The sequence below is a fragment of the Paraburkholderia fungorum genome (assembly GCF_046026025.1).
Taxonomy (GTDB): domain Bacteria; phylum Pseudomonadota; class Gammaproteobacteria; order Burkholderiales; family Burkholderiaceae; genus Paraburkholderia; species Paraburkholderia fungorum_E.
In genome coordinates this window covers 191671-211649 of the sequence record NZ_JAQQFL010000001.1, presented here as the reverse complement: position 1 = coordinate 211649, position 19979 = coordinate 191671, and the positions used below count along the sequence as shown (strand labels likewise).

The 19979-nt window shown below is 62.9% G+C and carries 17 protein-coding genes and 1 tRNA gene; 5 read left to right on the top strand and 13 right to left on the bottom strand.

Annotated elements, in window-relative coordinates; translation table 11 throughout:
- Window positions 1-49 precede the first annotated feature (49 nt).
- From PQR67_RS00970 to recA, 8 genes are all read right to left on the bottom strand, one after another.
- Entirely contained in the window at window positions 50-1834 is a 1785-nt protein-coding gene (locus tag PQR67_RS00970; RefSeq protein WP_408453198.1) for a PglL family O-oligosaccharyltransferase, read from the bottom strand.
- Between the two features lie 135 nt (window positions 1835-1969).
- On the bottom strand, window positions 1970-2593 hold the full coding sequence (locus PQR67_RS00965) for a pilin (RefSeq protein ID WP_408453196.1): 624 nt from the start codon (window positions 2591-2593) through the stop codon (window positions 1970-1972).
- Between the two features lie 134 nt (window positions 2594-2727).
- Window positions 2728-3432 carry a TerC family protein gene (locus PQR67_RS00960; protein ID WP_408453193.1) on the bottom strand — a complete coding sequence of 235 codons (705 nt, stop codon included), beginning with the start codon at window positions 3430-3432 and terminating at the stop codon, window positions 2728-2730.
- A 146-nt stretch (window positions 3433-3578) separates the two neighbouring features.
- Window positions 3579-4460, bottom strand: coding sequence for a succinate--CoA ligase subunit alpha (gene sucD, locus PQR67_RS00955; protein ID WP_035548412.1), 882 nt, complete (start codon window positions 4458-4460; stop codon window positions 3579-3581).
- Window positions 4461-4572: 112 nt separating this feature from the next.
- Window positions 4573-5742 (bottom strand): ADP-forming succinate--CoA ligase subunit beta, encoded by a 1170-nt coding sequence (gene sucC, locus PQR67_RS00950; RefSeq protein WP_408453190.1) that lies wholly within the window; start codon window positions 5740-5742, stop codon window positions 4573-4575.
- Entirely contained in the window at window positions 5739-6479 is a 741-nt protein-coding gene (locus PQR67_RS00945; RefSeq protein WP_408453187.1) for a DUF2889 domain-containing protein, read from the bottom strand. The genes sucC and PQR67_RS00945 overlap by 4 nt, the downstream gene beginning before the upstream one ends.
- Window positions 6480-6679: 200 nt before the next feature.
- Window positions 6680-7375: a recombination regulator RecX gene (gene recX / locus PQR67_RS00940; protein ID WP_408453184.1), complete on the bottom strand. Its 696-nt coding sequence runs from the start codon at window positions 7373-7375 to the stop codon at window positions 6680-6682.
- A gap of 7 nt (window positions 7376-7382) precedes the next feature.
- A complete protein-coding gene (gene recA, locus PQR67_RS00935; protein WP_408453181.1) occupies window positions 7383-8459 on the bottom strand; it encodes a recombinase RecA in 1077 nt (358 codons plus the stop codon).
- Between the two features lie 257 nt (window positions 8460-8716).
- Between recA and PQR67_RS00930 the strand changes: the two genes are divergently transcribed.
- The 5 genes from PQR67_RS00930 (at window position 8717) to PQR67_RS00910 (ending at window position 13548) form a co-directional block, all read left to right on the top strand.
- Window positions 8717-9511, top strand: a complete 795-nt coding sequence (locus PQR67_RS00930) for a response regulator (RefSeq protein ID WP_408453178.1) — start codon at window positions 8717-8719, stop codon at window positions 9509-9511.
- A 9-nt stretch (window positions 9512-9520) separates the two neighbouring features.
- Window positions 9521-11059, top strand: coding sequence for a sensor histidine kinase (locus PQR67_RS00925; RefSeq protein WP_408453176.1), 1539 nt, complete (start codon window positions 9521-9523; stop codon window positions 11057-11059).
- Window positions 11060-11288: 229 nt separating this feature from the next.
- Complete coding sequence (locus tag PQR67_RS00920) at window positions 11289-12947, top strand: MFS transporter (RefSeq protein WP_408453173.1); 1659 nt, start codon at window positions 11289-11291, stop codon at window positions 12945-12947.
- A gap of 86 nt (window positions 12948-13033) precedes the next feature.
- A tRNA-Met gene (locus tag PQR67_RS00915) sits at window positions 13034-13110 on the top strand.
- A 96-nt stretch (window positions 13111-13206) separates the two neighbouring features.
- Window positions 13207-13548: a hypothetical protein gene (locus tag PQR67_RS00910; protein WP_408453170.1), complete on the top strand. Its 342-nt coding sequence runs from the start codon at window positions 13207-13209 to the stop codon at window positions 13546-13548.
- A 78-nt stretch (window positions 13549-13626) separates the two neighbouring features.
- Here the strand turns inward: PQR67_RS00910 and PQR67_RS00905 are convergent, their stop codons facing one another.
- The 5 genes from PQR67_RS00905 to PQR67_RS00885 all read right to left on the bottom strand — a co-directional run bounded on the left by PQR67_RS00905 (window position 13627) and on the right by PQR67_RS00885 (window position 19933).
- Complete coding sequence (locus PQR67_RS00905) at window positions 13627-15765, bottom strand: phosphocholine-specific phospholipase C (RefSeq protein ID WP_408453167.1); 2139 nt, start codon at window positions 15763-15765, stop codon at window positions 13627-13629.
- Between the two features lie 99 nt (window positions 15766-15864).
- Window positions 15865-16218, bottom strand: a complete 354-nt coding sequence (locus PQR67_RS00900) for a hypothetical protein (RefSeq protein ID WP_408453164.1) — start codon at window positions 16216-16218, stop codon at window positions 15865-15867.
- Window positions 16219-16231: 13 nt separating this feature from the next.
- Window positions 16232-18328, bottom strand: a complete 2097-nt coding sequence (locus tag PQR67_RS00895) for a LamG-like jellyroll fold domain-containing protein (protein WP_408453161.1) — start codon at window positions 18326-18328, stop codon at window positions 16232-16234.
- A gap of 159 nt (window positions 18329-18487) precedes the next feature.
- A complete protein-coding gene (locus PQR67_RS00890) occupies window positions 18488-19351 on the bottom strand; it encodes a LysR substrate-binding domain-containing protein (RefSeq protein ID WP_408453159.1) in 864 nt (287 codons plus the stop codon).
- A 138-nt stretch (window positions 19352-19489) separates the two neighbouring features.
- Window positions 19490-19933 carry a MarR family winged helix-turn-helix transcriptional regulator gene (locus PQR67_RS00885; RefSeq protein ID WP_408453156.1) on the bottom strand — a complete coding sequence of 148 codons (444 nt, stop codon included), beginning with the start codon at window positions 19931-19933 and terminating at the stop codon, window positions 19490-19492.
- Between the last annotated feature and the right edge of the window lie 46 nt (window positions 19934-19979).

Below are 19979 nucleotides of genomic sequence, written 5' to 3'. Positions count from 1 at the left end.
TCGGCTCGGCTCGGCTCGGCTCGGCTCGGCGATAAAACGATAGCGCGACTCAATCGTCGTCGCTGTCGTCGTCCTGATTGATGTCGACAGGCGGCATGCCATAGCGCTTGACCAGTTCCGCCTTGAAACCGGCCAGCGTCTTCTGCTCGTCACACAGCCCATACAGATAGGCCAACTGCGACGGCCAGTCATGCAATTCCTGAGCAAAGATCTTCAGGCGCTCGACGGTGTCGAACGCTCCCGCCGTATCGCCGGCCAGCGCCTGCAGCACCGCATACCGGCGCAGCACGGTTTCACCCGGCAACAACGCGATCGCCTGTTTGTGCGCGGCGAGCTTGTACTGCAGGTTCATCGAATTCATCGGCTCCAGCGTCGCCATCCCATACTCGCCCCATGCCCGGAACAGGAATGACGGATCCGCCCGGTACTGCTCGGCGGGACGCGAGCCGTAATACAGCACCTCGGCGCGCGCGTAGTCGCGATACACCGGATATAGCGCGGCCAGACCACCGAACACGACCACAACAAACGCACCGAAGGACAGGCGCCCAGGCACGAGGCGCAACGGCCGTGTTTCGAGCAAGCCGAACACGAACATCGCCGGCAGCAGGAAGAACATGTACTGCTGCGGATACTCGACCAGCGCATGCATGACCAGTACGCCGATCAGCGCGATACCAAACACGCGCGCGGGGGTCTGCGGCGCGCGAACCACGCGCACCAGCCACGTAATCAGGCCGAACAGCACGATCGCGAGACCGATCAAGCCGGTTTTGGCGAGCAGGTCGATGAAGATGTCGTGCGAGTTATTGGCAATCTCGACGCCGCCCAGCGACTTCACATACTCGAACTGATAGCTCGGAAACTCGCCCCAGCCGACACCCAGCAGCGGATGCGTCTTGAACATCGTCCAGCCGTATTTCCACAATGCGAGGCGCGGCGCAATCTGGCCGGCGTCCTTGAAGCGCTCGGCCGCCGACTGCGCGAGCTCGAGGTGATAGTGCACATTGGCCCAGCGGATCAACGCATTGACGACGAAGAACAGCACCGCCAGCGCGATCGGAATCAGCCATTCGCGATTGCTACGACGCAGAAGCGGTTGGTTACGCGTCTGCGCGAAGGCCATCCAGAAACCGGCCACCACGATCACGCCCATCTGCAGCCAGGGGCCACGCGACACGGTGAGCGCGAGGCCAACGGCGAAAATCGTCGACACGAGCAACCAGATGCTGATGGCAATGCGGCGTGTCTGCACAAGGAACAGCGCACCCGCCATCGCGAACGCGATATAGCTGGCGAGGTGGTTTGCCTGCGCCATGTTGCCGAACGGCCGGCGCTCGATGGTCACGTTGTAGGCGACCACTAGCGGCGACACACGCGTCTCGAGGTGAAACAGCTGGATCACCTGACAGAACACCGCAAACAGGCCGCCGACGATCAACGCCCCGGCGGCCCAGCGCAGTGCTGTCTCGTTCAGCTTGATGCGTGTGAAACCGTAGCCGGCGTGCGTCGCCATCAATGCAGCGAGCAGGTAAGCGCCGCCCAGCCAGTTCATCGACGGCTGCGAGACCGGCAGCAGCACCGACTGCGCCACCAGCACCAACCCGAACAGCAACGGCACCAGCGCGACAACCGGCGACGCGAATGTCACGCGCGGCCTCGCCGTCCACACCAGCAGCACGACGCCCGCGCCCGTCAGCAGATACAGTGCGAGCGCCGTGAATTCAGCGTAGAAGGTCGGAATCGGATAGGTATGGCCGACGACTGCATAAGGCAGCACCAACGCAAGAGCCAACAGAATGAAAGACAGGTAGCGCGCAAATGGGGTGGGCATCGAGTAACCGGTGGACGTCAGCGACCGGCGCACTATACAAAAAAATTCTTCCGCTGTGCGCCGGCTGGGCTGAAATATCCCGAAAATCAGTGTTTTACGTTCGGATAACAACTCCCCGATCGCCCACCCAATTGCTTACGAACGGCACTCCGGCGGTGCAAGATTGGACGGCAAGGACGGCGCATCGGCAGGTGCGGGCCCGACGCCGGGAGCCGGCAACGAGGAGGCCGTTTTACCGCCGGTGAAACACTCCCAGGTCACCGCCCCCGCCTGCACGACGCCCTTGCTCAACGCGATGCGTGCAGTCGGCGCATCGGCGTTGTCCGGCACCGAGGGCACAAGCGTCAGCGTGTTCGAACCGGCGGGCGCGACGCGCGTCGTGAAGGCGACGGTGATCTGGCCGGTGTCGTCGTCGACATGAACGGATTCGACGTTGCGCGTGGAGGGTGGCGACGCATAACCACCACCGAACGCATTACCACTGGCCGCGTTTTCGGACACCGCGAGGCGTGCGGACGAGGCCAGCGAGAGCCCCTCGCCCACGCGGCTGCGGGCTAGATAGTCCTGATACGCAGGAATCGCATAGGCCGCGATGACGCCAACAATCGCGAGCACGATCATCAGTTCGATCAGCGTGAAACCGAAACTGAAGCAGCGGCACGCACGGGCGAGCGGCGTGCTCCAGCGCGCTCGTTCGAAGGCGCGCCGCAGGGACAGCGTGGACTGTGAATAAGGGGAATACGGCAAAGTAACGATCATCGGCAGGCTCCTGAAACGAAAAACGCCTGCCCCTCGAATCGGGGACAGGCGTTTCAATCGTAGCCAGCGAGGCTCGTTCCACACAGTCAGCCAGATGGCTAACGTTGCGTTAGCGTCGCGTCATGGTTCCATGGTCAGGCGGCCGCACGCTTCGCGTTGCGGCGCTTGAGCAGATAACCGAGGATCACGACAAACAGCGCACCGGCGATGCTCGTGCCGTACTCGGCCGCCGGCGTATCGAGGATCGGCCAACGGTCGCCCGCCGGGTCGTTGATGATCAGGCCGCCCGCGATCCAGCCGAGCAGCGCCGCGCCGAGCGTGATGACGACCGGAAAGCGGTCGAGCAGCCTCAGCACCAACTGGCTGCCCCACACGATCAGTGGAATACTCACCACCAGCCCGAAAATCACCAGCGCGAGACGATGTTCAGGATCGGCCGCCTCGGCCGCGCCCGCAATCGCGATCACGTTGTCGAGGCTCATCACCGCATCCGCGATGATGATGGTCCTGATTGCCGACATGAGCTTGTCGGCCGGCTTCACGTTCTCATGAGCGTCATGCGCGGGCGCCATCAACCGTACGCCGATCCACAGCAGCAGCAGACCACCCGCGAATTTCAGCAACGGCACGTCGAGCAGCGCGACCGCGAACGCAATCAGCGCCACACGCAGCACGATCGCACCGGCCGTGCCCCACAGCACGCCCTTGGTACGTTGAGCAGGCGGGAGATTGCGGCAGGCGAGCGCGATCACAACGGCGTTATCGCCACCCAGCAGGATGTCGATGACGATGATCTGGATGACTGCGCCCCAATGAAGGGTGGCGAAGAACTCGAGCATGAGAAGAAGAATAAGAAGGAATCGGACGCGCAGCCAACAAAAAAGCGGGGGAGTTAAAAACTCCCCCGCTTTTTAGGACTGCACGCTTACGAAAGGGTTTCGTAAGCGTATCAAAAACGCGCCACAACTGCGCGCGAATTTTGTTCTTACAGCATCGCCTTCAGAAGACGCGCCATTTCCGACGGGTTCTTCGTGACGGTGATACCGCAGGCTTCCATGATTTCCAGCTTGGCTTCAGCCGTATCCGCACCGCCCGAGATCAGCGCGCCGGCGTGGCCCATGCGCTTGCCCGGAGGCGCCGTGACACCGGCGATAAAGCCAACCACCGGCTTCTTCATGTTGTCCTTGATCCACTCCGCAGCGTTCGCTTCGTCCGGACCACCGATCTCGCCGATCATGATGACGGCGTCCGTTTCCGGATCGTCGTTGAACATCTTCATCACGTCGATGTGCTTCAGACCGTTGATCGGGTCGCCGCCGATACCGACTGCCGACGATTGGCCAAGGCCGATCGCCGTCAACTGGCCGACTGCTTCGTACGTCAGCGTGCCCGAACGCGACACGACGCCGATGCGGCCCTTGCGATGGATGTGACCCGGCATGATGCCGATCTTCAGTTCGTCCGGCGTGATCGTGCCCGGGCAGTTCGGTCCAAGCAGCAACGTCTTGCTGTTCTTTGCGCGCATGCGTGCCTTGAGCTCGATCATGTCACGGACAGGAATGCCTTCCGTGATACAGATTGCGAGATCCAGGTCGGCTTCGACGGCTTCCCAGATGGCAGCAGCAGCGCCTGCCGGCGGAACGTAAATCACCGACACGGTCGCGCCCGTTTCAGCCTTGGCTTCAGCGACGCTAGCGTAGATAGGAATGCCTTCGAAATCTTCGCCGGCCTTCTTCGGGTTCACGCCTGCAACGTACGCTTCACGGCCGTTTGCATATTCACGGCAAGCACGCGTATGGAACTGACCGGTCTTGCCGGTAATGCCCTGCGTGATGACCTTGGTGTCTTTGTTAATCAGAATCGACATGTATTGACCTCTGTTCGTTTGGCGTCGCGCCGATGCGCCACGGAACGGGATGTTCTCCGCCCGCGTCGCTCACGCGCCGCCATTCGTAATCCTGGTGAACGTCCCGGCAGGCTTACGCCTTGCCCGAAGCGGCCGCGACGACCTTCTGAGCCGCTTCTTCCATGCTGTCAGCCGCAATGATCGGCAGGCCGGATTCAGCGAGCATCTTCTTGCCCAGGTCTTCGTTCGTGCCCTTCATGCGGACCACGAGCGGCACCTTCAGCGACACGGCCTTCGACGCCGCGATCACGCCTTCCGCGATCACGTCGCAGCGCATGATGCCGCCGAAAATGTTGACCAGAATCGCCGTCAGGTTCGGGTTCTTCAGCATGATCTTGAACGCTTCCGTGACCTTCTCGGTCGTGGCGCCACCGCCCACGTCCAGGAAGTTCGCCGGTTCGCCGCCGAACAGCTTGATGGTGTCCATCGTTGCCATTGCGAGGCCAGCGCCGTTCACGAGGCAGCCGATGTTGCCGTCGAGCGAGATGTACGCGAGGTCGAACTTCGATGCTTCGACTTCAGCCGGATCTTCTTCGTCCAGATCGCGATACGCGACGATTTCCGGATGACGGAACAGTGCGTTCGAATCGAAGTTGAATTTCGCGTCCAACGCAATGACCTTGCCGTCGCCGGTCAGGATCAGCGGGTTGATTTCGGCCAGCGATGCGTCGGTTTCCCAGAATGCCTTGTACAGGCCTTGCAGGATCGAGCGTGCTTGCGGCAGCGAAGCGGCGGGCACGCCGATCTTCGTTGCGAGCTCGTCGGCTTCAGCGTCTTTCAGACCGGTCGACGGGTCGACGGCGATCTTGTGGATCAGCTCAGGCGTCTTTTCCGCGACTTCTTCGACGTCCATGCCGCCTTCGCTCGATGCCATCACGACGATTTTCTGCGAAACGCGATCGATCACCAGGCCGACATACAGTTCCTTCTTGATGTCAGCGCCTTCTTCGACCAGCAGACGATTCACCTTCTGGCCTTCCGGACCGGTCTGGTGCGTGACGAGCTGCATGCCGAGGATCTGTTCCGAATACTCGCGAACCTGTTCCAACGACTTGGCGACCTTCACGCCGCCGCCCTTGCCACGGCCACCCGCGTGGATCTGAGCCTTCACGACCCATACCGGGCCGCCGAGCTCTTGCGCGGCCTTGACCGCATCATCCACCGAGAAGACCGGCTTGCCGCGCGGTACCGCGACGCCGAATTTCCGCAGGATTTCCTTACCCTGGTACTCGTGAATCTTCATGCGTGATTCCCTTCAGTCTGAGAGTTGGATTGAACATCGTTTCCGCTGCCGTCGTTCATGCCGGACGCGTTGCCGCCCTCACCTGTCTGGCGGGCTGCCGCGTTGCCTGACGATGCCGCGCGATCCGCTGTATACGGAGCGCGGCCATACCAGCGCGGATAAAACTGCTGCACCGCCTCGCCGTCGAAACGCAGCGCGTGGCAGCGTCCCAGCTGGAATGGCGGTTTGTCGTTGGAATGCTCGTCTGTGCTGTGTGACGAATCGTCTCCTGAACCTGCTTTCGCGCCTGGCGTACTGTCACCGGTGTTCCACACGTCGCCGGCGAACGCCTGAATGGCGGCGGTCGGCAGAAGCGCGCACAACTCGGTGAGATGCGTGCAGCCAGCCGTGCCGGCCAGCAAACGGGCAGCATCGCGACGGAAGTTGTTGAACAGATTGAGCCCGATGAGGGCACGGTAGGCGGGATTGCTGGCCTGGCACAAACCTGGATAGGGCACCCAGTCGGACGACGCTTCGGCGTCGACGACATTGAGCTTGCGATCGATGGTGATGCGAAGCCAGAGTTCATGGATCGGCTGACCATTGGGCCGGACGCCCGACGCAAGCACCACATCGCGCGGCTTTTCGTCGGTCAAGCACGCTTCCACATCCCACAGGCCATCGGCTCGCTCATAAGCTTCCGCTCGGATTGCGCGACGATGGCGCAACTGACGGGATACTGGTGGAGAGAGCGGCATGCGGAAAGGAAAGGCTGGATTGGAAAACCCCCGAATTTTAGCATACTGGGTATTTGAGACAGTCCGGAATGCGCAGGGCCGCCCGGCGGGCCGGGGCGCGCGGCAGACGCTATCTCAAAGTGCGGGCGCGGGGGGCGGGGGAGGGCAAAGCGCGGAGGTTTTCGCGCCGGGACCGGTGCGGCACCTGGCTAGTCGCCGCCCTACTCCTCGTCGAACCCTTTGAGGATTTTGCCGATGGTCGCGCCGGAGAAACCACGCGACGCCAGAAAACGCGCCTGCTTGGCCCGCTCGGCGGCTGTTTCGGGAAGGCGATCGAATTTCTTCCGCCAAACGGCTTGAGCGCGCGCGAGTTCGGTTTCGCGCAGTTGCGCACTGGCTTCTTCGACCAGCGTTTGATCCACCGCGTGCTGCTTCAATTCGCCGACGATCCGGCTCGCGCCCAACCGCGACGAGCGCCGATGGATCAGGCTTTCAGCAAAGCGCGAATCGGACAGCCAGTTTTCGGCTTCCAGCGAATCGAGCAAGGTATCGAGCGAATCGGTTTCTTCGACGAACGGCTTAAGCTTGCGCGCCAGTTCGGAGCGGCTGTATTCACGCCGGGACAAATAGCCGAGCGCACGTCCTTTTAGCGAACGGGCTGGGCGTTGGGATTTTTTTGCATCGTCCTGCCCAAGCTTCGCCTCGCCGGGTGTGCGACGCGAGCGGGTGTAGGTGGTCTCGGACGGGTCCGCTGCAGCTTGAGCGGAAGAGTCGGACCGCGACTGGCGGCCTTCGGCGCGATCGTGCGCGTCGAACGACTCGAAGGGATCGAACGAATCATCGTCACCGATACGCGGGCCGTCCGCGTTGCGTCCAGCGTTGACAGCCTTGGACAGCGGCCGGCCCTTGCGTATCACGTGCGGGTTACTCTTCTTCGTCCGCGACTACAGCGCCTGCGCCGGTCACCGCTTCCGCCATGGCATTCACGCCCAGCGATTCACGGATGCGGTTTTCGATCTCACGGGCGATGTCCGGATTTTCACGCAGGAATTCGCGCGCGTTGTCCTTACCCTGACCGATACGTTCGCCGTTGTAGCTGTACCAGGCGCCGGCCTTGTCGACGATCTTCGCTTGCACGCCGAGGTCGATGACTTCGCCCTGACGGGAAATACCCTCGCCGTACAGGATGTCGAAAATTGCTTCACGGAACGGCGGCGCAACCTTGTTCTTCACCACCTTCACGCGTGTTTCGTTACCGATCACTTCGTCGTTCTTCTTGATCGAACCGATCCGGCGAATGTCCAGACGCACCGACGCGTAAAACTTCAGCGCGTTACCACCCGTGGTGGTTTCCGGGTTGCCGAACATCACACCGATCTTCATGCGGATCTGGTTGATGAAGATCACGAGGCAGTTCGTGCGCTTGATCGTGCCGGTGAGCTTGCGCAGCGCTTGCGACATCAGACGCGCTTGCAGACCCGGCAGCGAGTCGCCCATTTCGCCTTCGATTTCAGCCTTCGGCACGAGTGCCGCGACTGAGTCGATCACGATCATGTCGATCGAGCCCGAGCGTACCAGTGCGTCGGCGATTTCGAGCGCCTGTTCGCCGGTATCCGGCTGCGAAACCAGCAGCTCGTTCACATTTACGCCGAGCTTGCCCGCGTACTGGATGTCCAGCGCGTGCTCCGCGTCGATAAACGCTGCCGTGCCGCCGAGCTTCTGCATTTCAGCGACGACTTGCAACGTCAGCGTGGTTTTACCGGACGATTCCGGGCCATAAATTTCCACCACACGGCCACGCGGCAAACCGCCGACGCCCAGCGCGATGTCGAGGCCGAGCGATCCGGTTGAGACCACCTGGATATCTTCAACCGCCTCACCTGCGCCGAGCCGCATGACCGACCCTTTGCCAAACTGTTTTTCGATCTGCGCGAGTGCGGCAGCAAGTGCCTTGCTCTTTTCTGCAGTCAGTCCAGCCGAGCCTTTCTTGCTTTCTTCCATGAATCGTCCTTTGCTATGATGAACGGCGTCTGAGGCGGATGTGCGGCCCCGAGTTTCAACCCGAGTTTGGTTTGTCCGCAAAGGACAGCACACGAAACCCAGACACTGTATAAAAAAACAGTAGTTTTGGCAAGCGCGATTCTCATGCGAACGCGCATTTTTACCGTCACGCCGCCCAACTACCCACAATAATTTTCGGAGACCGCTGTGCGCCCGGGAGACACCCCACGGTGCCGGCACCGCCAGGTTGGCGCACCATGCGAATTCTGATTGCCGAAGACGACAGCATACTCGCGGACGGTCTGGTTCGATCACTCCGCCAATCGGCCTATGCCGTCGATCATGTGAAGAACGGCGTCGAGGCCGACACCGCCCTGTCGATGCAAACTTTCGACCTGCTGATCCTCGATCTCGGTCTGCCGCGCATGTCCGGGCTCGAGGTGCTGCGCCGCCTGCGCGCCCGCAACTCGAACCTGCCGGTGCTCATTCTCACTGCCGCGGACAGCGTCGACGAGCGCGTTAAAGGCCTCGACCTCGGCGCCGACGATTACATGGCCAAGCCCTTCGCGCTGAACGAGCTCGAAGCGCGCGTGCGCGCGCTGACCCGGCGCGGCGCGGGCGGCGGTCCGACGGTGGTGCGGCATGGGTCGCTGTCGTTCGATCAGGTGGGCCGGATCGCCTACGTCAACGAGCTGGTGATCGACCTGTCGGCGCGCGAACTCGGCCTGCTCGAAGTGCTGCTGCAACGGATCGGGCGGCTGGTATCGAAGGAACAACTGGTCGACCATCTGTGCGAATGGGGCGAGGAAGTCAGCAATAACGCGATCGAAGTCTACGTGCACCGGCTACGCAAGAAGATCGAACCAAGCGGTGTGCGCATCATCACCGTGCGCGGCCTTGGGTATTGCCTCGAGAAAGCCGCCCAGCCCTCCAGCATCAGCGCCGGCACGCCCGCGCCGCCCGCCTCCGCCGAGCCCGAATCGACGACGGCGACGGCAGCGCCGGCAACGCCCCCGTCGGCCGCGATGCCGGCGAGCCATCACTACAAATAGAGAACGCCCATGTCCGCACGCGCAGATCGCGCTACGGCGCACGCGGCGGACCTCGACGAGGCGCGCGACGAGCGCTACGCCAATCCGTTCGCCCCGCCCGACGAGACCGAAGCGGCCGCTGAAGCACGCCCGCGCTCACTGTTCGGCGAAATTCTCGACTGGATGCTGGCGCCGCTCCTGCTGCTTTGGCCAATGAGCCTGGCGGTCACCTACCTGGTCGCCAAGTCGATCGCCAACGGCCCGTTCGACCGCGCGCTCGAAACCGACGCCTACGTGCTCGCCCGGCAGATTCACCCGCTCAACGGCGTGGCGGAACTGTCGCTGCCCGACTCAACCCGTGATTTTCTGCGCGCCGACAATGTCGACAGCGTGTTCTATCAGGTGCTCGGCACGCGCGGCGAACTGGTGGGCGGCGAGCGTGACATGCCCCTGCCGCACGAGGAAGACCGCCCGCAGCCCGGCCTCGTCGAATTCCGCGACGACGTGCTGCGCGGCAACGATATCCGCGTCGCCTATACGACCGTCGAGTTTCCGCAAACCCCCGGCGCCCAGCCGGTGCTGGTGCAGGTCGCCGAGACGCTCGACAAGCGCAGCCAGCTTGCCAACGACATCATCAAAGGCGTGATCCTGCCGCAGTTCGTGATCCTGCCGTTGGCGATCGTGCTGGTGTGGTTTGGCCTGTCGCGCGGGCTTGCGCCGCTGCATGCGCTGCAGGCGCATATTCGCGCGCGCCGCCCGGACGATCTGTCGCCGCTCGAAGCCCGCCGCGCGCCGCCGGAAATCGAGCCGCTGGTGACGTCGTTCAACGATCTGCTGACGCGTCTCGAACAAAACATGGAGTTGCAGAAGCGCTTTATCGCCGACGCCGCGCATCAGATGAAAACCCCGCTGGCCGGCCTGCGCACCCAGGCCGAGCTTGCGCTGCGCCAGGACGCCTCCGCGGAAGTCCATCGCTCGCTCGAACAGATCGCCACCAGTTCAGAGCATGCGGCGCGTCTCGTCACCCAGTTGCTGGCGCTGGCGCGCGCGGAAAACCGCATGTCGGGCCAGATTTTCACGCCCGTCGAGGTGACGGAAGTCGCCCGTAGCGCGGTGCGCGACTGGGTTCAAGCCGCGCTCGCCAAGCAGATGGACCTCGGCTACGAAGCGCCCGAAGAGCCGGTCGAAGTCGACGGCAATCCGGTCATGCTGCGCGAAATGCTGTCGAATCTGATCGACAACGCGATCCGCTATACGCCGGTCGGCGGCCGGATCACCGTGCGGGTACGGCACGACGTGACGGCGCGGCGCGTGCATCTGGAAGTGGAAGACACCGGGCTCGGCATTCCGGTGGCCGAGCGTTCGCGGGTGGTCGAGCGGTTTTACCGGATTCTCGGCCGCGAAGGCGACGGCAGCGGCCTCGGGCTCGCGATCGTGCGTGAGATCACGACAATGCACGGCGGGGAGATGACGATCGACGATAACGTCTACCAAACCTCCCCGCGGCTTGCCGGAACGCTCGTGCGTGTCAGCTTGCACGTGCGCGAACGGGCACAGGACTTACCCTAGGGACCCCAGGACACCCGCAACCATCACAGCCATATTGAGATGATGTTATCCAATCTTGCGTGATTTTAGACTGACGTTGCTGAATTTTAACGAATTTCCCCCATACACACCCGATACTGACATTTGACCCTTCCAAGTCAGTACGCCGTAAGTTTCCACTCCAATAATCGGTTCCACGGGAACGCCTTGCCGGCGGACCACGTGTACATATCAATATTGGAGACGACATATGGCTACCGTTGGCGGGCAACTCTCCCATGCGCCGATGACGCACGATGAGAAGCGGGTGATCTTCGCATCGTCGCTGGGTACGGTTTTCGAGTGGTACGACTTCTATCTGGCCGGCTCACTTGCGCTCTACATCAGCAAGAGCTTCTTCTCCGGCGTCAATCCGACTGCCGCCTTCATCTTTACGCTCCTCAGCTTTGCTGCCGGCTTCGCGGTGCGGCCGTTCGGCGCGATCGTGTTCGGGCGGCTCGGCGATCTGGTCGGGCGCAAATACACGTTCCTCGTCACGATCGTGATCATGGGTCTGTCGACCTTCCTGGTTGGCTTCCTGCCAGGCTACGCATCGCTCGGCATCGCGTCGCCGGTGATCTTCATCGCGATGCGCATGTTGCAAGGTCTTGCACTCGGCGGCGAATACGGCGGTGCGGCAACCTACGTCGCGGAACATGCGCCGCCGGGACGCCGCGGGTTCTACACCGCGTGGATCCAGACCACCGCCACACTCGGCCTGTTCCTCTCGCTGCTGGTGATTCTCGGCGTGCGCACGGCTTTGGGCGAAGACGCGTTCGGCGCCTGGGGCTGGCGCATCCCGTTCCTCGCGTCGATCATCCTGCTCGGCGTGTCGGTGTGGATTCGCCTGCAACTGAACGAATCGCCGGTGTTCGCGCGCATCAAGGCTGAAGGCAAAACCTCGAAGGCGCCGCTGACCGAAGCATTCGGCCAGTGGAAGAACCTGAAGATCGTGATCCTTGCGCTGATCGGCCTGACCGCCGGCCAGGCCGTGGTGTGGTACACGGGTCAGTTCTATACGCTGTTCTTCCTGACGCAGACGCTGAAGGTGGATGGTGCAACGGCCAACATCCTGATCGCGATCGCGCTCCTGATCGGCACGCCGTTCTTCCTGTTCTTCGGCTCGCTGTCGGACCGCATCGGCCGCAAGCCGATCATCATGGCCGGCCTGCTGATTGCCGCCTGCACGTACTTCCCGCTGTTCAAGGCGTTGACTCACTACACCAACCCGGCGCTCGAAGCGGCAACGGCCAAGTCGCCGATCGTCGTGATCGCGAACCCGGACGAGTGCTCGTTCCAGTTCAATCCGGTCGGCACGGCGAAGTTCACGAGCTCCTGCGATATCGCCAAGAGCGCGCTCTCGAAAGCCGGCTTGAACTACGAGAACGTCGCGGCGCCGGCAGGATCGCTGGCGGAGATCAAGGTTGGCGATACGGTCATCAACACGTATGACGGCAAGGCCGCCGACGCCAAGGACCAAGGCAAGGCGTTCGACAAGACGCTCGCGACCACGCTGAAGACCGCCGGCTATCCGCCGAAGGCCGATCCGTCGCAGATCAACTGGCCGATGAGCGTGGTGATCCTGACGATCATGATGATCTACGTGACGATGGTCTACGGGCCGATTGCGGCGATGCTGGTGGAGATGTTCCCGACGCGCATCCGCTATACGTCGATGTCGCTGCCGTATCACATCGGCAATGGCTGGTTCGGCGGCTTCCTGCCGGCGACCGCCTTCGCGATCGTGGCGGCCAAAGGCAACATTTATTCGGGGCTGTGGTATCCGATTGTGGTGGCGCTCATCACGCTTGTGATCGGCATGCTGTTCGTCAAGGAAACCAAGGATTCGGATATCTACGCGAAGGACTGAAACGCCCGACGGATGGGGTGATTTAAAAAAGTTGCACGGCGGGGGTTGACAGCCCCCGGCCCTATCCTCATAATCTCGCTTCTTTCGGCGAATTAGCTCAGTTGGTTAGAGCGACGGAATCATAATCCGCAGGTCCGGGGTTCGAGTCCCTGATTCGCCACCAGTTGCAAGAAAAAGCCGCTGATCCACAAGGTCAGCGGCTTTTTTGTTTTGGTCTTCCGTTCGGTCTTCCAAACAGCAACTTCAAGGAGGTTTCTTGATGACGTCCCGCACCGCCGTACTTGCCGCAACTCTCGCGCTTCTCGCCGCCGCATCATCACTCACCGCCAGCGCCCAAACACCGCCCGACAGTCAGTGGCGCAGCAGCTCAATCACACTGCCGACCTTGCTGCAGGACGGCTACAAAATCGTCGCCGTAGTGAACAGCGCCCACGTCAATGGCGGCTCGGCCGATACGATTTTCGTTCAGCGCGATCAGAGCGCGTTCAAATGCATCGACCCACAGCAACCAGACGCGAAAACGAAGGCCCCCGCCACGCTGCCGGCCTGCTTCGAACTGGTCCAGCCGTCCACTGCAACCCCGGCCTCCGAGACCAAATAGCCATAAAAAAAGGAGTCAGCCGAAGCTGACTCCCTCAAAAGCCACTCCTCGCGCATTCAGCGCGACACTGCTATTGCTCTAACTCGCCACGCCCATGGCCGGATCGCTGACGCTGTCCTTGCCGGTTTCGACGCGGCCCGCAAAGCGCCGCGTGAAACCGCCCGCAGCGGCAAGCGTGAAGTCGTACCAGCCGCCCACGGCGCTCACCGACCAGTACGGTTCGACCTGCATCCCCGCCGGCACCGCGTAGGTCCACGGGCCATCGCTGCGATACGCGTTCGATGTGACGGTCACGTTGGCCGTCGCGTTACCCGTGTTCATGATCGTCAGATAGACCGCGTTGTTGACGACGTCGTAGCAGACCCGCACCTCCGGACTCGGCCCGCTCACGACCGTCGTGACGCTGCCCTGAAACGATCGATGAAAGCCGTTCGGCCCGAGCACCCACAGGCTGTAGTTACCGTGATCGTCGGCGAGCGCGGCCCACGAATCCGATAGCTCCTTGCCGGCTTCCACGGTATAGCGGCGCGGCGGCCGGTCGAGATGCAACTGGTCATACACATGGAACACGGCACCCGCCGTGCCCGTGTTGCTGAAAATCAGCCAGATCAGGCCGTCCTGTCCATCCGCATTAGCGCTCACATGCAGCAGGTATGGCAAAGCACGCGACGGCCGCGCCATCAACACCTGTTGCGGCATCTGCTGACTCGCCGCCGCCGGCACCGGCACCGCGCCCAAGGCGCTCTGCTGGGTGTGCTGCGCATCGGCCTGGGCCTTGGTCGGCGCGGGCAGCGCCGCCACCGGCGCATCGTTCGGATTGCGAAAGTTGAATGCCGAGGTGAGATCGCCGCACACCGCGCGCCGCCACGGGCTGATATTGGTTTCGGTCACGCCGAAACGCTGCTCCAGAAAACGCAGCACCGACGTATGGTCGAACACCTGCGAATTCACCCAGCCACCGGTGCTCCACGGCGACACGACGAACATCGGCACACGCGGCCCCGGTCCGAAGCATTGTCCGTCCGGCACGATCGGCGACGAATCGCCGGGCGGGTTGGCCTTCGTGAAGTACTCGTACTGCGCATTGACAGTCGATTTGCCCGCGAAGGTGCCGTCGGCATTCTTGCTCGGCGCGTCGGGCGGCGGCATGTGATCGAAGAAGCAATCGTTCTCGTCGTAATTGACGAACAGCACGGTCTTGCTCCACACGTCCGGGTTGGCCGTCAGCGTATCGAGCAGCAGTTGCAGGTAGTAGCCGCCCTGCCCCGGCGTCGACGCGCCCGGGTGCTCGCAGTAGGCCTGCGGCGACACGATCCAGCTCACCTGTGGCATCTGCCCGGCCGCGATATCGTCTTTCAACGCCTGCAGGAAGCCGCCGTCGGGCATCGTATTGCCAATGCCCTTGTACAACGGCGCGACGGCTTCCAGCGACTGCGTGTACGGCAACAACGGCGAACCCGGCAGCGTCTCGTTGACCTTGCGGTAGGTCGCAAAGCCGGCGAGCGAATTGTCCGTGTAGTTGTCCGGCATGTTCTGGTAGACCTTCCAGCTCACACCCGCTGCCTGCAGACGCTCCGGATAGGTCGTCCATGTGAGACCGGTCGCCGACGCGCCAAGGCCATCCCAGCCGTCGTTGTTGACGACCGGATTGGAGCCGGCGCTCGCGCCGTTGGTGCCGGTCCAGAGGAAGATGCGGTTCGAGTTGGTACCGCCATGCAACGAGCAGTGATAGGCATCGCAGATCGTGAAAGCATTCGCCAGCGCGACATGAAACGGCAGATCGGCCTGCTTCAGATAGCCCATCGACACATCGCCCTTCGCTTTCGGCCACTGCGTCATGCGGCCGTTGTCCCACGCCTGATGCGCGTCGCTCCACGAATGCGGGCCGCCTGCGAGCAGCGCGTTGCCCTTGGTGCTGTCGAGGTAAAACGGCAGCACGGTGCGCGCGCCGTCGTTTTGCTGGAAGACGGTCGTGCCGCCCGGCTGCGGAATCGTGAAGCGGTCGCTAAAACCGCGCACGCCCGGCAGTGTGCCGAAGTAATGATCGAACGAGCGGTTCTCCTGCATGAAGATGACGACGTGCTGGACGTCGTTGATGGTGCCGGTCGCGTTGTTCGCGGGAATCGCAAGCGCGCGGCGGATCGCGGGCGGAAACAGGCTGAGCGCGGCAGCGCCCGCGGCGCTGCGCAGGAAGGTACGGCGGTCCAATGAGGTCATGTTTGGCGTGTTGGGGTCGTCAGGATCTGTGCGCTTGCCGGACCGTCGCCACCAATGGCTCGACGGACAGGCGGCAAAGCGCACGCGGCAAACAGCACGTCAGGGCGCGCAGACGAGTTGCGTGTTCTGCAACGGCTGCGCGGCGCTCGCGCCCGATGCGGCGCACGCACCGGAAGCCGGCGCCGCGACGATCGGCACCGGCGCGCTTGCGCCGCCCGCGCCGGCCGCCGCGCTGTTCGCGGCGGTGCCGGAGCCGCCTGCGCCGTTGCTCGTGCTGCTGCTCGAACCGTCGCCGCAACCGGCCATCGACACGCACAGCGCACAGAGGGCGGCGGCCGTCAGCAGGACGCGCACAGGTCCCCGCCGGTTGCGGGGTTGCGTTTGATGCGCGCCACCGGCGTCAAACACCGCGCTCGTCTCGAGCGCTTTCGAAAAGGAAGCCGTTGGGTTCATCGCGTGACTCCGGTCAGTGGGTAAGCGTGGACAACGGTTGGCCCGACCCGAAGATCGACTGCAATTCGGTTTCGGTGACGACACGGGTCCACAGCGCGAGGTCGCCGAACGCCTGCACATCCGGCGGTGTCGCCGCGCACTTGCCGACGGTGTAAGGCGGCGTGTAGCTACAGGCATTCATGTAGTAGTGGCCGGTGCCGTCTTCATTCAGACCGAACACACCGAGGCCCGGCAGCTTGGCGATGTTGACGCTCAACGATTGGCCCAACACTTTCTGCTCGCCGAGCACCGGATCGAAGACGTAGGCGTTGATCTTCTTCGCGGCGGTGTCGATCGTCAGCGCGAGATAGGTCCACTTGTTGGCGCTGACGTTCAGGCTGTTGACGTCGTTACGCGTGCTGCCGTCGCCGAGATTGAAGCGGATGTTGCAGCTCGCGCTCGACCCAGGGAACAGGCCGATCGCGATGCCGGGATTGCCGCCCGAGTAGTAGTTCTTGTTGGAGAACACCGGCGTGCCGTTGCCCGTGAGATTCACGCACGAGGTGTAAAACCAGAAGCCGATCGTGAATTGCGCGTGGGTCGTGACGTCGTTGGTCTGCGTGAGCTTGTAGCCATCGAAGCCATTGCTGTCGACCGTATGTGTGTCGATCTGCAGGCCCTTGCCGCCGAACGGGTCGGCGACCAGCGAACCGCCATCGGCGTCCGCGGCCCACGGTCCCATCGTGCTGGCGTTCAGGCGGTCGGCCGGCGGCAGCGCCCCGAACGGGAAGTAGCTGGACAGGCCGTTGGTCAGCGTGGTCGCGAGCGGCGGCGGCGGGGGCGGAGGCGGTGGCGGTTGCACGTACACGACCTGGGTGATCGTTGCGAGCGGCGCGCTGCCGGCCACCACCGTGTAGTTGAACGGGTAGACGCCGGTCGCCGTCAGGCCGAGCTGGCTGTCGGTATAGGTCGCGGTGCCCGCGGGCAGACTCGCGATCAAGGTGCCGTTGCGCAGCACACTGATTGCACCGGTAGCAGGCGCGCTCCACGTGAGGACGAGGCTGGCGTTATCGCTGCCGGTGGCGCCGAGTAGTTGCGATACGGGCGTGGCGCCAACGAACTGGCCGCCGTCGAGCGCATAGGTGGTGGGATCGGGCACCAGGCCCCTGTAGGCAAGCAGCGTCGGCGTGATGTCGGCGATGCTCGCGCGCGTGTAAAGCGCGGCCATCGTGGTCGGCGCCGTGGTGTTGCCGAGACGCGTATTCGGCGCCTGGTTCAGCGCGATGAAGCTGGTCGATTCGGGCGGCAACGGCAAACCGTCGGTACCGCCGGCCGCGTTCAGACCGTGACTGCTGGTCACCACGACCAGCCAGTTCTCGTTGCTGCGTTTTGCGGTTTCGGCGACGAGCGTGCCGAGCGCGACATCCAGTTGTCCCAGCGTGCTCGCATAGTTCGCCGACGACAACCCGTCGTTCAGCGCGGCGTCCTGAGCGGAGTGATATTGCGCGAACACCAGCGAGTAGCCATTGTCGATCAGGTTCACGCTGTTCTGCGTGACACAGGCATCGACCGATGCGCAATTCACCAGCGTGTCGAGATTGCCGGCATTCTGATCCGGCGCCAGCAAGGCCGCGAGACCGTTCGAATCGACGGCCGCTCCCGCCGTGCCGGCACCCGCGGTCTTGAGCATCTGGAACACGGTGCTGCTGTGCGAAGCCTGGTTGGGCGCGTCGGAATTGATCTGGTGACGGTCGGCCCAGGTGCCGGTCAGAACAGTCGCCCAGCCCGGAGTATCGAGATTCGGTTGCTGCGACAGCGTGCCGTTCACGCCACCGCTGTACGCGGGCGCCACGGTCAGCTTCGCCAGATTGGGCAGTTTGCCGCCGGCGATACCCGCGCTCAGCGCGCTATACGTTACGCCGTCGAGTTCGACGAGCAGCATCTTTTTGGCCGCCGGCGCGCTGGGCGTGGCCGGCGTACCTACACCGGCTTGCGAGTTGCCCGCGCCGTTGCTGGAACTGCTGTCGCTGGAATGCGATACGCCGCCGCAGCCGCTCAGCGCGGCCGTTGCGCCCAGCGCGCCAAGCAGCGCCAGGCCGCATGCGAATTGCACGACGGTGTGCCGTCTCATGTGTGTCCCCTCTCGATGCCGATATGCGCCGGACCATCCGGCGAGTCGTTGCAACGATAGGGAACGCGGGCGACGCGGCTATGTCGTTCTGCGCAAGCTGGCCGATACCGGCATCAGCATTTTTTAGAGACCGTTTTTAGAGGTCGTTTTTAGAGGTCATTAAGCGGGCATGCCGACGTTCGCCATGAAGGCGGTGATGAGGCGTGAGCCGGCCCGCGCCTCGAGGTAATACAGATATTCCTGCAGGACCGGCGCGTCGACGTCCAGCGGTAGTTGACGCAGATCGGGGTGCGCCGGCGCCTCGCCGAGCGGCATCAGCGTGCAGCCCATGTTGTGGCGAATCGCTTCGTAGATCGCCTCACGGCTGCCGATCTCGATCAGCGTGGCCGGCGCCAGGCCAATGCGTTTGAGCGCGGTTTCGGTGGCCTCACGCGTGCGCGAGCCGGGTTCGCGCAGCAGCAGCGTATGCGCGGCGACGTCGGCGAGCCTGACCACCTTCTGCGCGGCCAGCGGATGTCTGCAATGCGCGACGACGACGAGCGGATCGTCGGCAATCGTACGGCGTGCGAAACGTGGATCGTCGACCCGTTGTGACGACACCGCGAGATCGACGCGAAAGTCGAGCAGCGCATCGAGGATCTGCTGCGAATTGCCGATCTCGACACAGATTTTGACCGCCGGATACTGCCGATGAAACGCCGCGATGGCCGGCAGAATGTAATAAGGCCCGGTCGCGCCGACCCGCAGATTGCCGGCGGCCAGTTCGCGTTCGTTACGCAGCGTGAAGTCGATATCGCTTTCGGTTTGCTGCATGCGGTCGATCAGCGGCATCAGCGCAGCGCCGGCGTCGGTCAGGTCGAAACGGCTGCCGCGCCGATGGAACAACTCGACGCCGTACTGCTTTTCCAGTTGCTGGATGCGCGCCGTGATGGTCGGCTGACTGACTTCGAGCCGCTTGGCGGCGGCGGTGACACTGCCCTGCCGGACGGTTTCATAAAAGGCAACCAGAAGCGGAGCAAGCATGGAAGGCCAAAGGCAAAACTTCCAACTTATTACCGCGATGTGACAATACCGTTACGAACAGCTTTTGATTTTGTAATGAATTGAAAGCGCCACCACGCCAATGCGTTAATGCGTCAGTGCGGTGCCATGCGTGTGCGCTCAGCGGTCCACTAGGCGGCTGAGATTGCCGCGCACCCGTTGCAGCAGCGAGATGAGCTGCTGCGCTTCTTCGTCGGTAAAACCGTTCAGCGCTTCGAGCTTGACTTTGTCGCCCACCTTGCGGGCCTTGCCGAGTGTGCGCTCGGCCTTTGGTGTCATGCGCACCTGACGCTCGCGGCGATCCTGCGGATTGGCCGTGCGCTCGATCCAGCCGCCCTCTTCCATACGGTCCAGCAAACGTCCCGCCGAAATCGGCGCGACTTCGAGCAGGTCCGCGAGCCGCGCCTGGTTGACGTCGCCGTAGTGCGCGAGGTTGGCCAGCACGCGGCACTGCGCGCGCGTCAGATCGACCGATGACTTCGCGAGGTCGTCGAAACGCTTGCCTGTCAGGCGTCCGACGTCGGAAATCAGAAAGCCGAAGCGTTCTTCGAGTTGGATGGTCATGGGCGGATTATACGAAGGCTTTCGTTTTTCATCGTCGGAATGTGTG

Bases quoted from the DNA above. Each gene is read 5' to 3' on its own strand.
- PQR67_RS00970 (WP_408453198.1), bottom strand. From the start codon at position 1,834: ATGCCCACCCCATTTGCGCGCTACCTGTCTTTCATTCTGTTGGCTCTT.
- PQR67_RS00965 (WP_408453196.1), bottom strand. From the start codon at position 2,593: ATGATCGTTACTTTGCCGTATTCCCCTTATTCACAGTCCACGCTGTCC.
- PQR67_RS00960 (WP_408453193.1), bottom strand. From the start codon at position 3,432: ATGCTCGAGTTCTTCGCCACCCTTCATTGGGGCGCAGTCATCCAGATC.
- sucD (WP_035548412.1), bottom strand. From the start codon at position 4,460: ATGTCGATTCTGATTAACAAAGACACCAAGGTCATCACGCAGGGCATT.
- sucC (WP_408453190.1), bottom strand. From the start codon at position 5,742: ATGAAGATTCACGAGTACCAGGGTAAGGAAATCCTGCGGAAATTCGGC.
- PQR67_RS00945 (WP_408453187.1), bottom strand. From the start codon at position 6,479: ATGCCGCTCTCTCCACCAGTATCCCGTCAGTTGCGCCATCGTCGCGCA.
- recA (WP_408453181.1), bottom strand. From the start codon at position 8,459: ATGGAAGAAAGCAAGAAAGGCTCGGCTGGACTGACTGCAGAAAAGAGC.
- PQR67_RS00930 (WP_408453178.1), top strand. From the start codon at position 8,717: ATGCGAATTCTGATTGCCGAAGACGACAGCATACTCGCGGACGGTCTG.
- PQR67_RS00925 (WP_408453176.1), top strand. From the start codon at position 9,521: ATGTCCGCACGCGCAGATCGCGCTACGGCGCACGCGGCGGACCTCGAC.
- PQR67_RS00920 (WP_408453173.1), top strand. From the start codon at position 11,289: ATGGCTACCGTTGGCGGGCAACTCTCCCATGCGCCGATGACGCACGAT.
- PQR67_RS00910 (WP_408453170.1), top strand. From the start codon at position 13,207: ATGACGTCCCGCACCGCCGTACTTGCCGCAACTCTCGCGCTTCTCGCC.
- PQR67_RS00905 (WP_408453167.1), bottom strand. From the start codon at position 15,765: ATGACCTCATTGGACCGCCGTACCTTCCTGCGCAGCGCCGCGGGCGCT.
- PQR67_RS00900 (WP_408453164.1), bottom strand. From the start codon at position 16,218: ATGAACCCAACGGCTTCCTTTTCGAAAGCGCTCGAGACGAGCGCGGTG.
- PQR67_RS00895 (WP_408453161.1), bottom strand. From the start codon at position 18,328: ATGAGACGGCACACCGTCGTGCAATTCGCATGCGGCCTGGCGCTGCTT.
- PQR67_RS00890 (WP_408453159.1), bottom strand. From the start codon at position 19,351: ATGCTTGCTCCGCTTCTGGTTGCCTTTTATGAAACCGTCCGGCAGGGC.
- PQR67_RS00885 (WP_408453156.1), bottom strand. From the start codon at position 19,933: ATGACCATCCAACTCGAAGAACGCTTCGGCTTTCTGATTTCCGACGTC.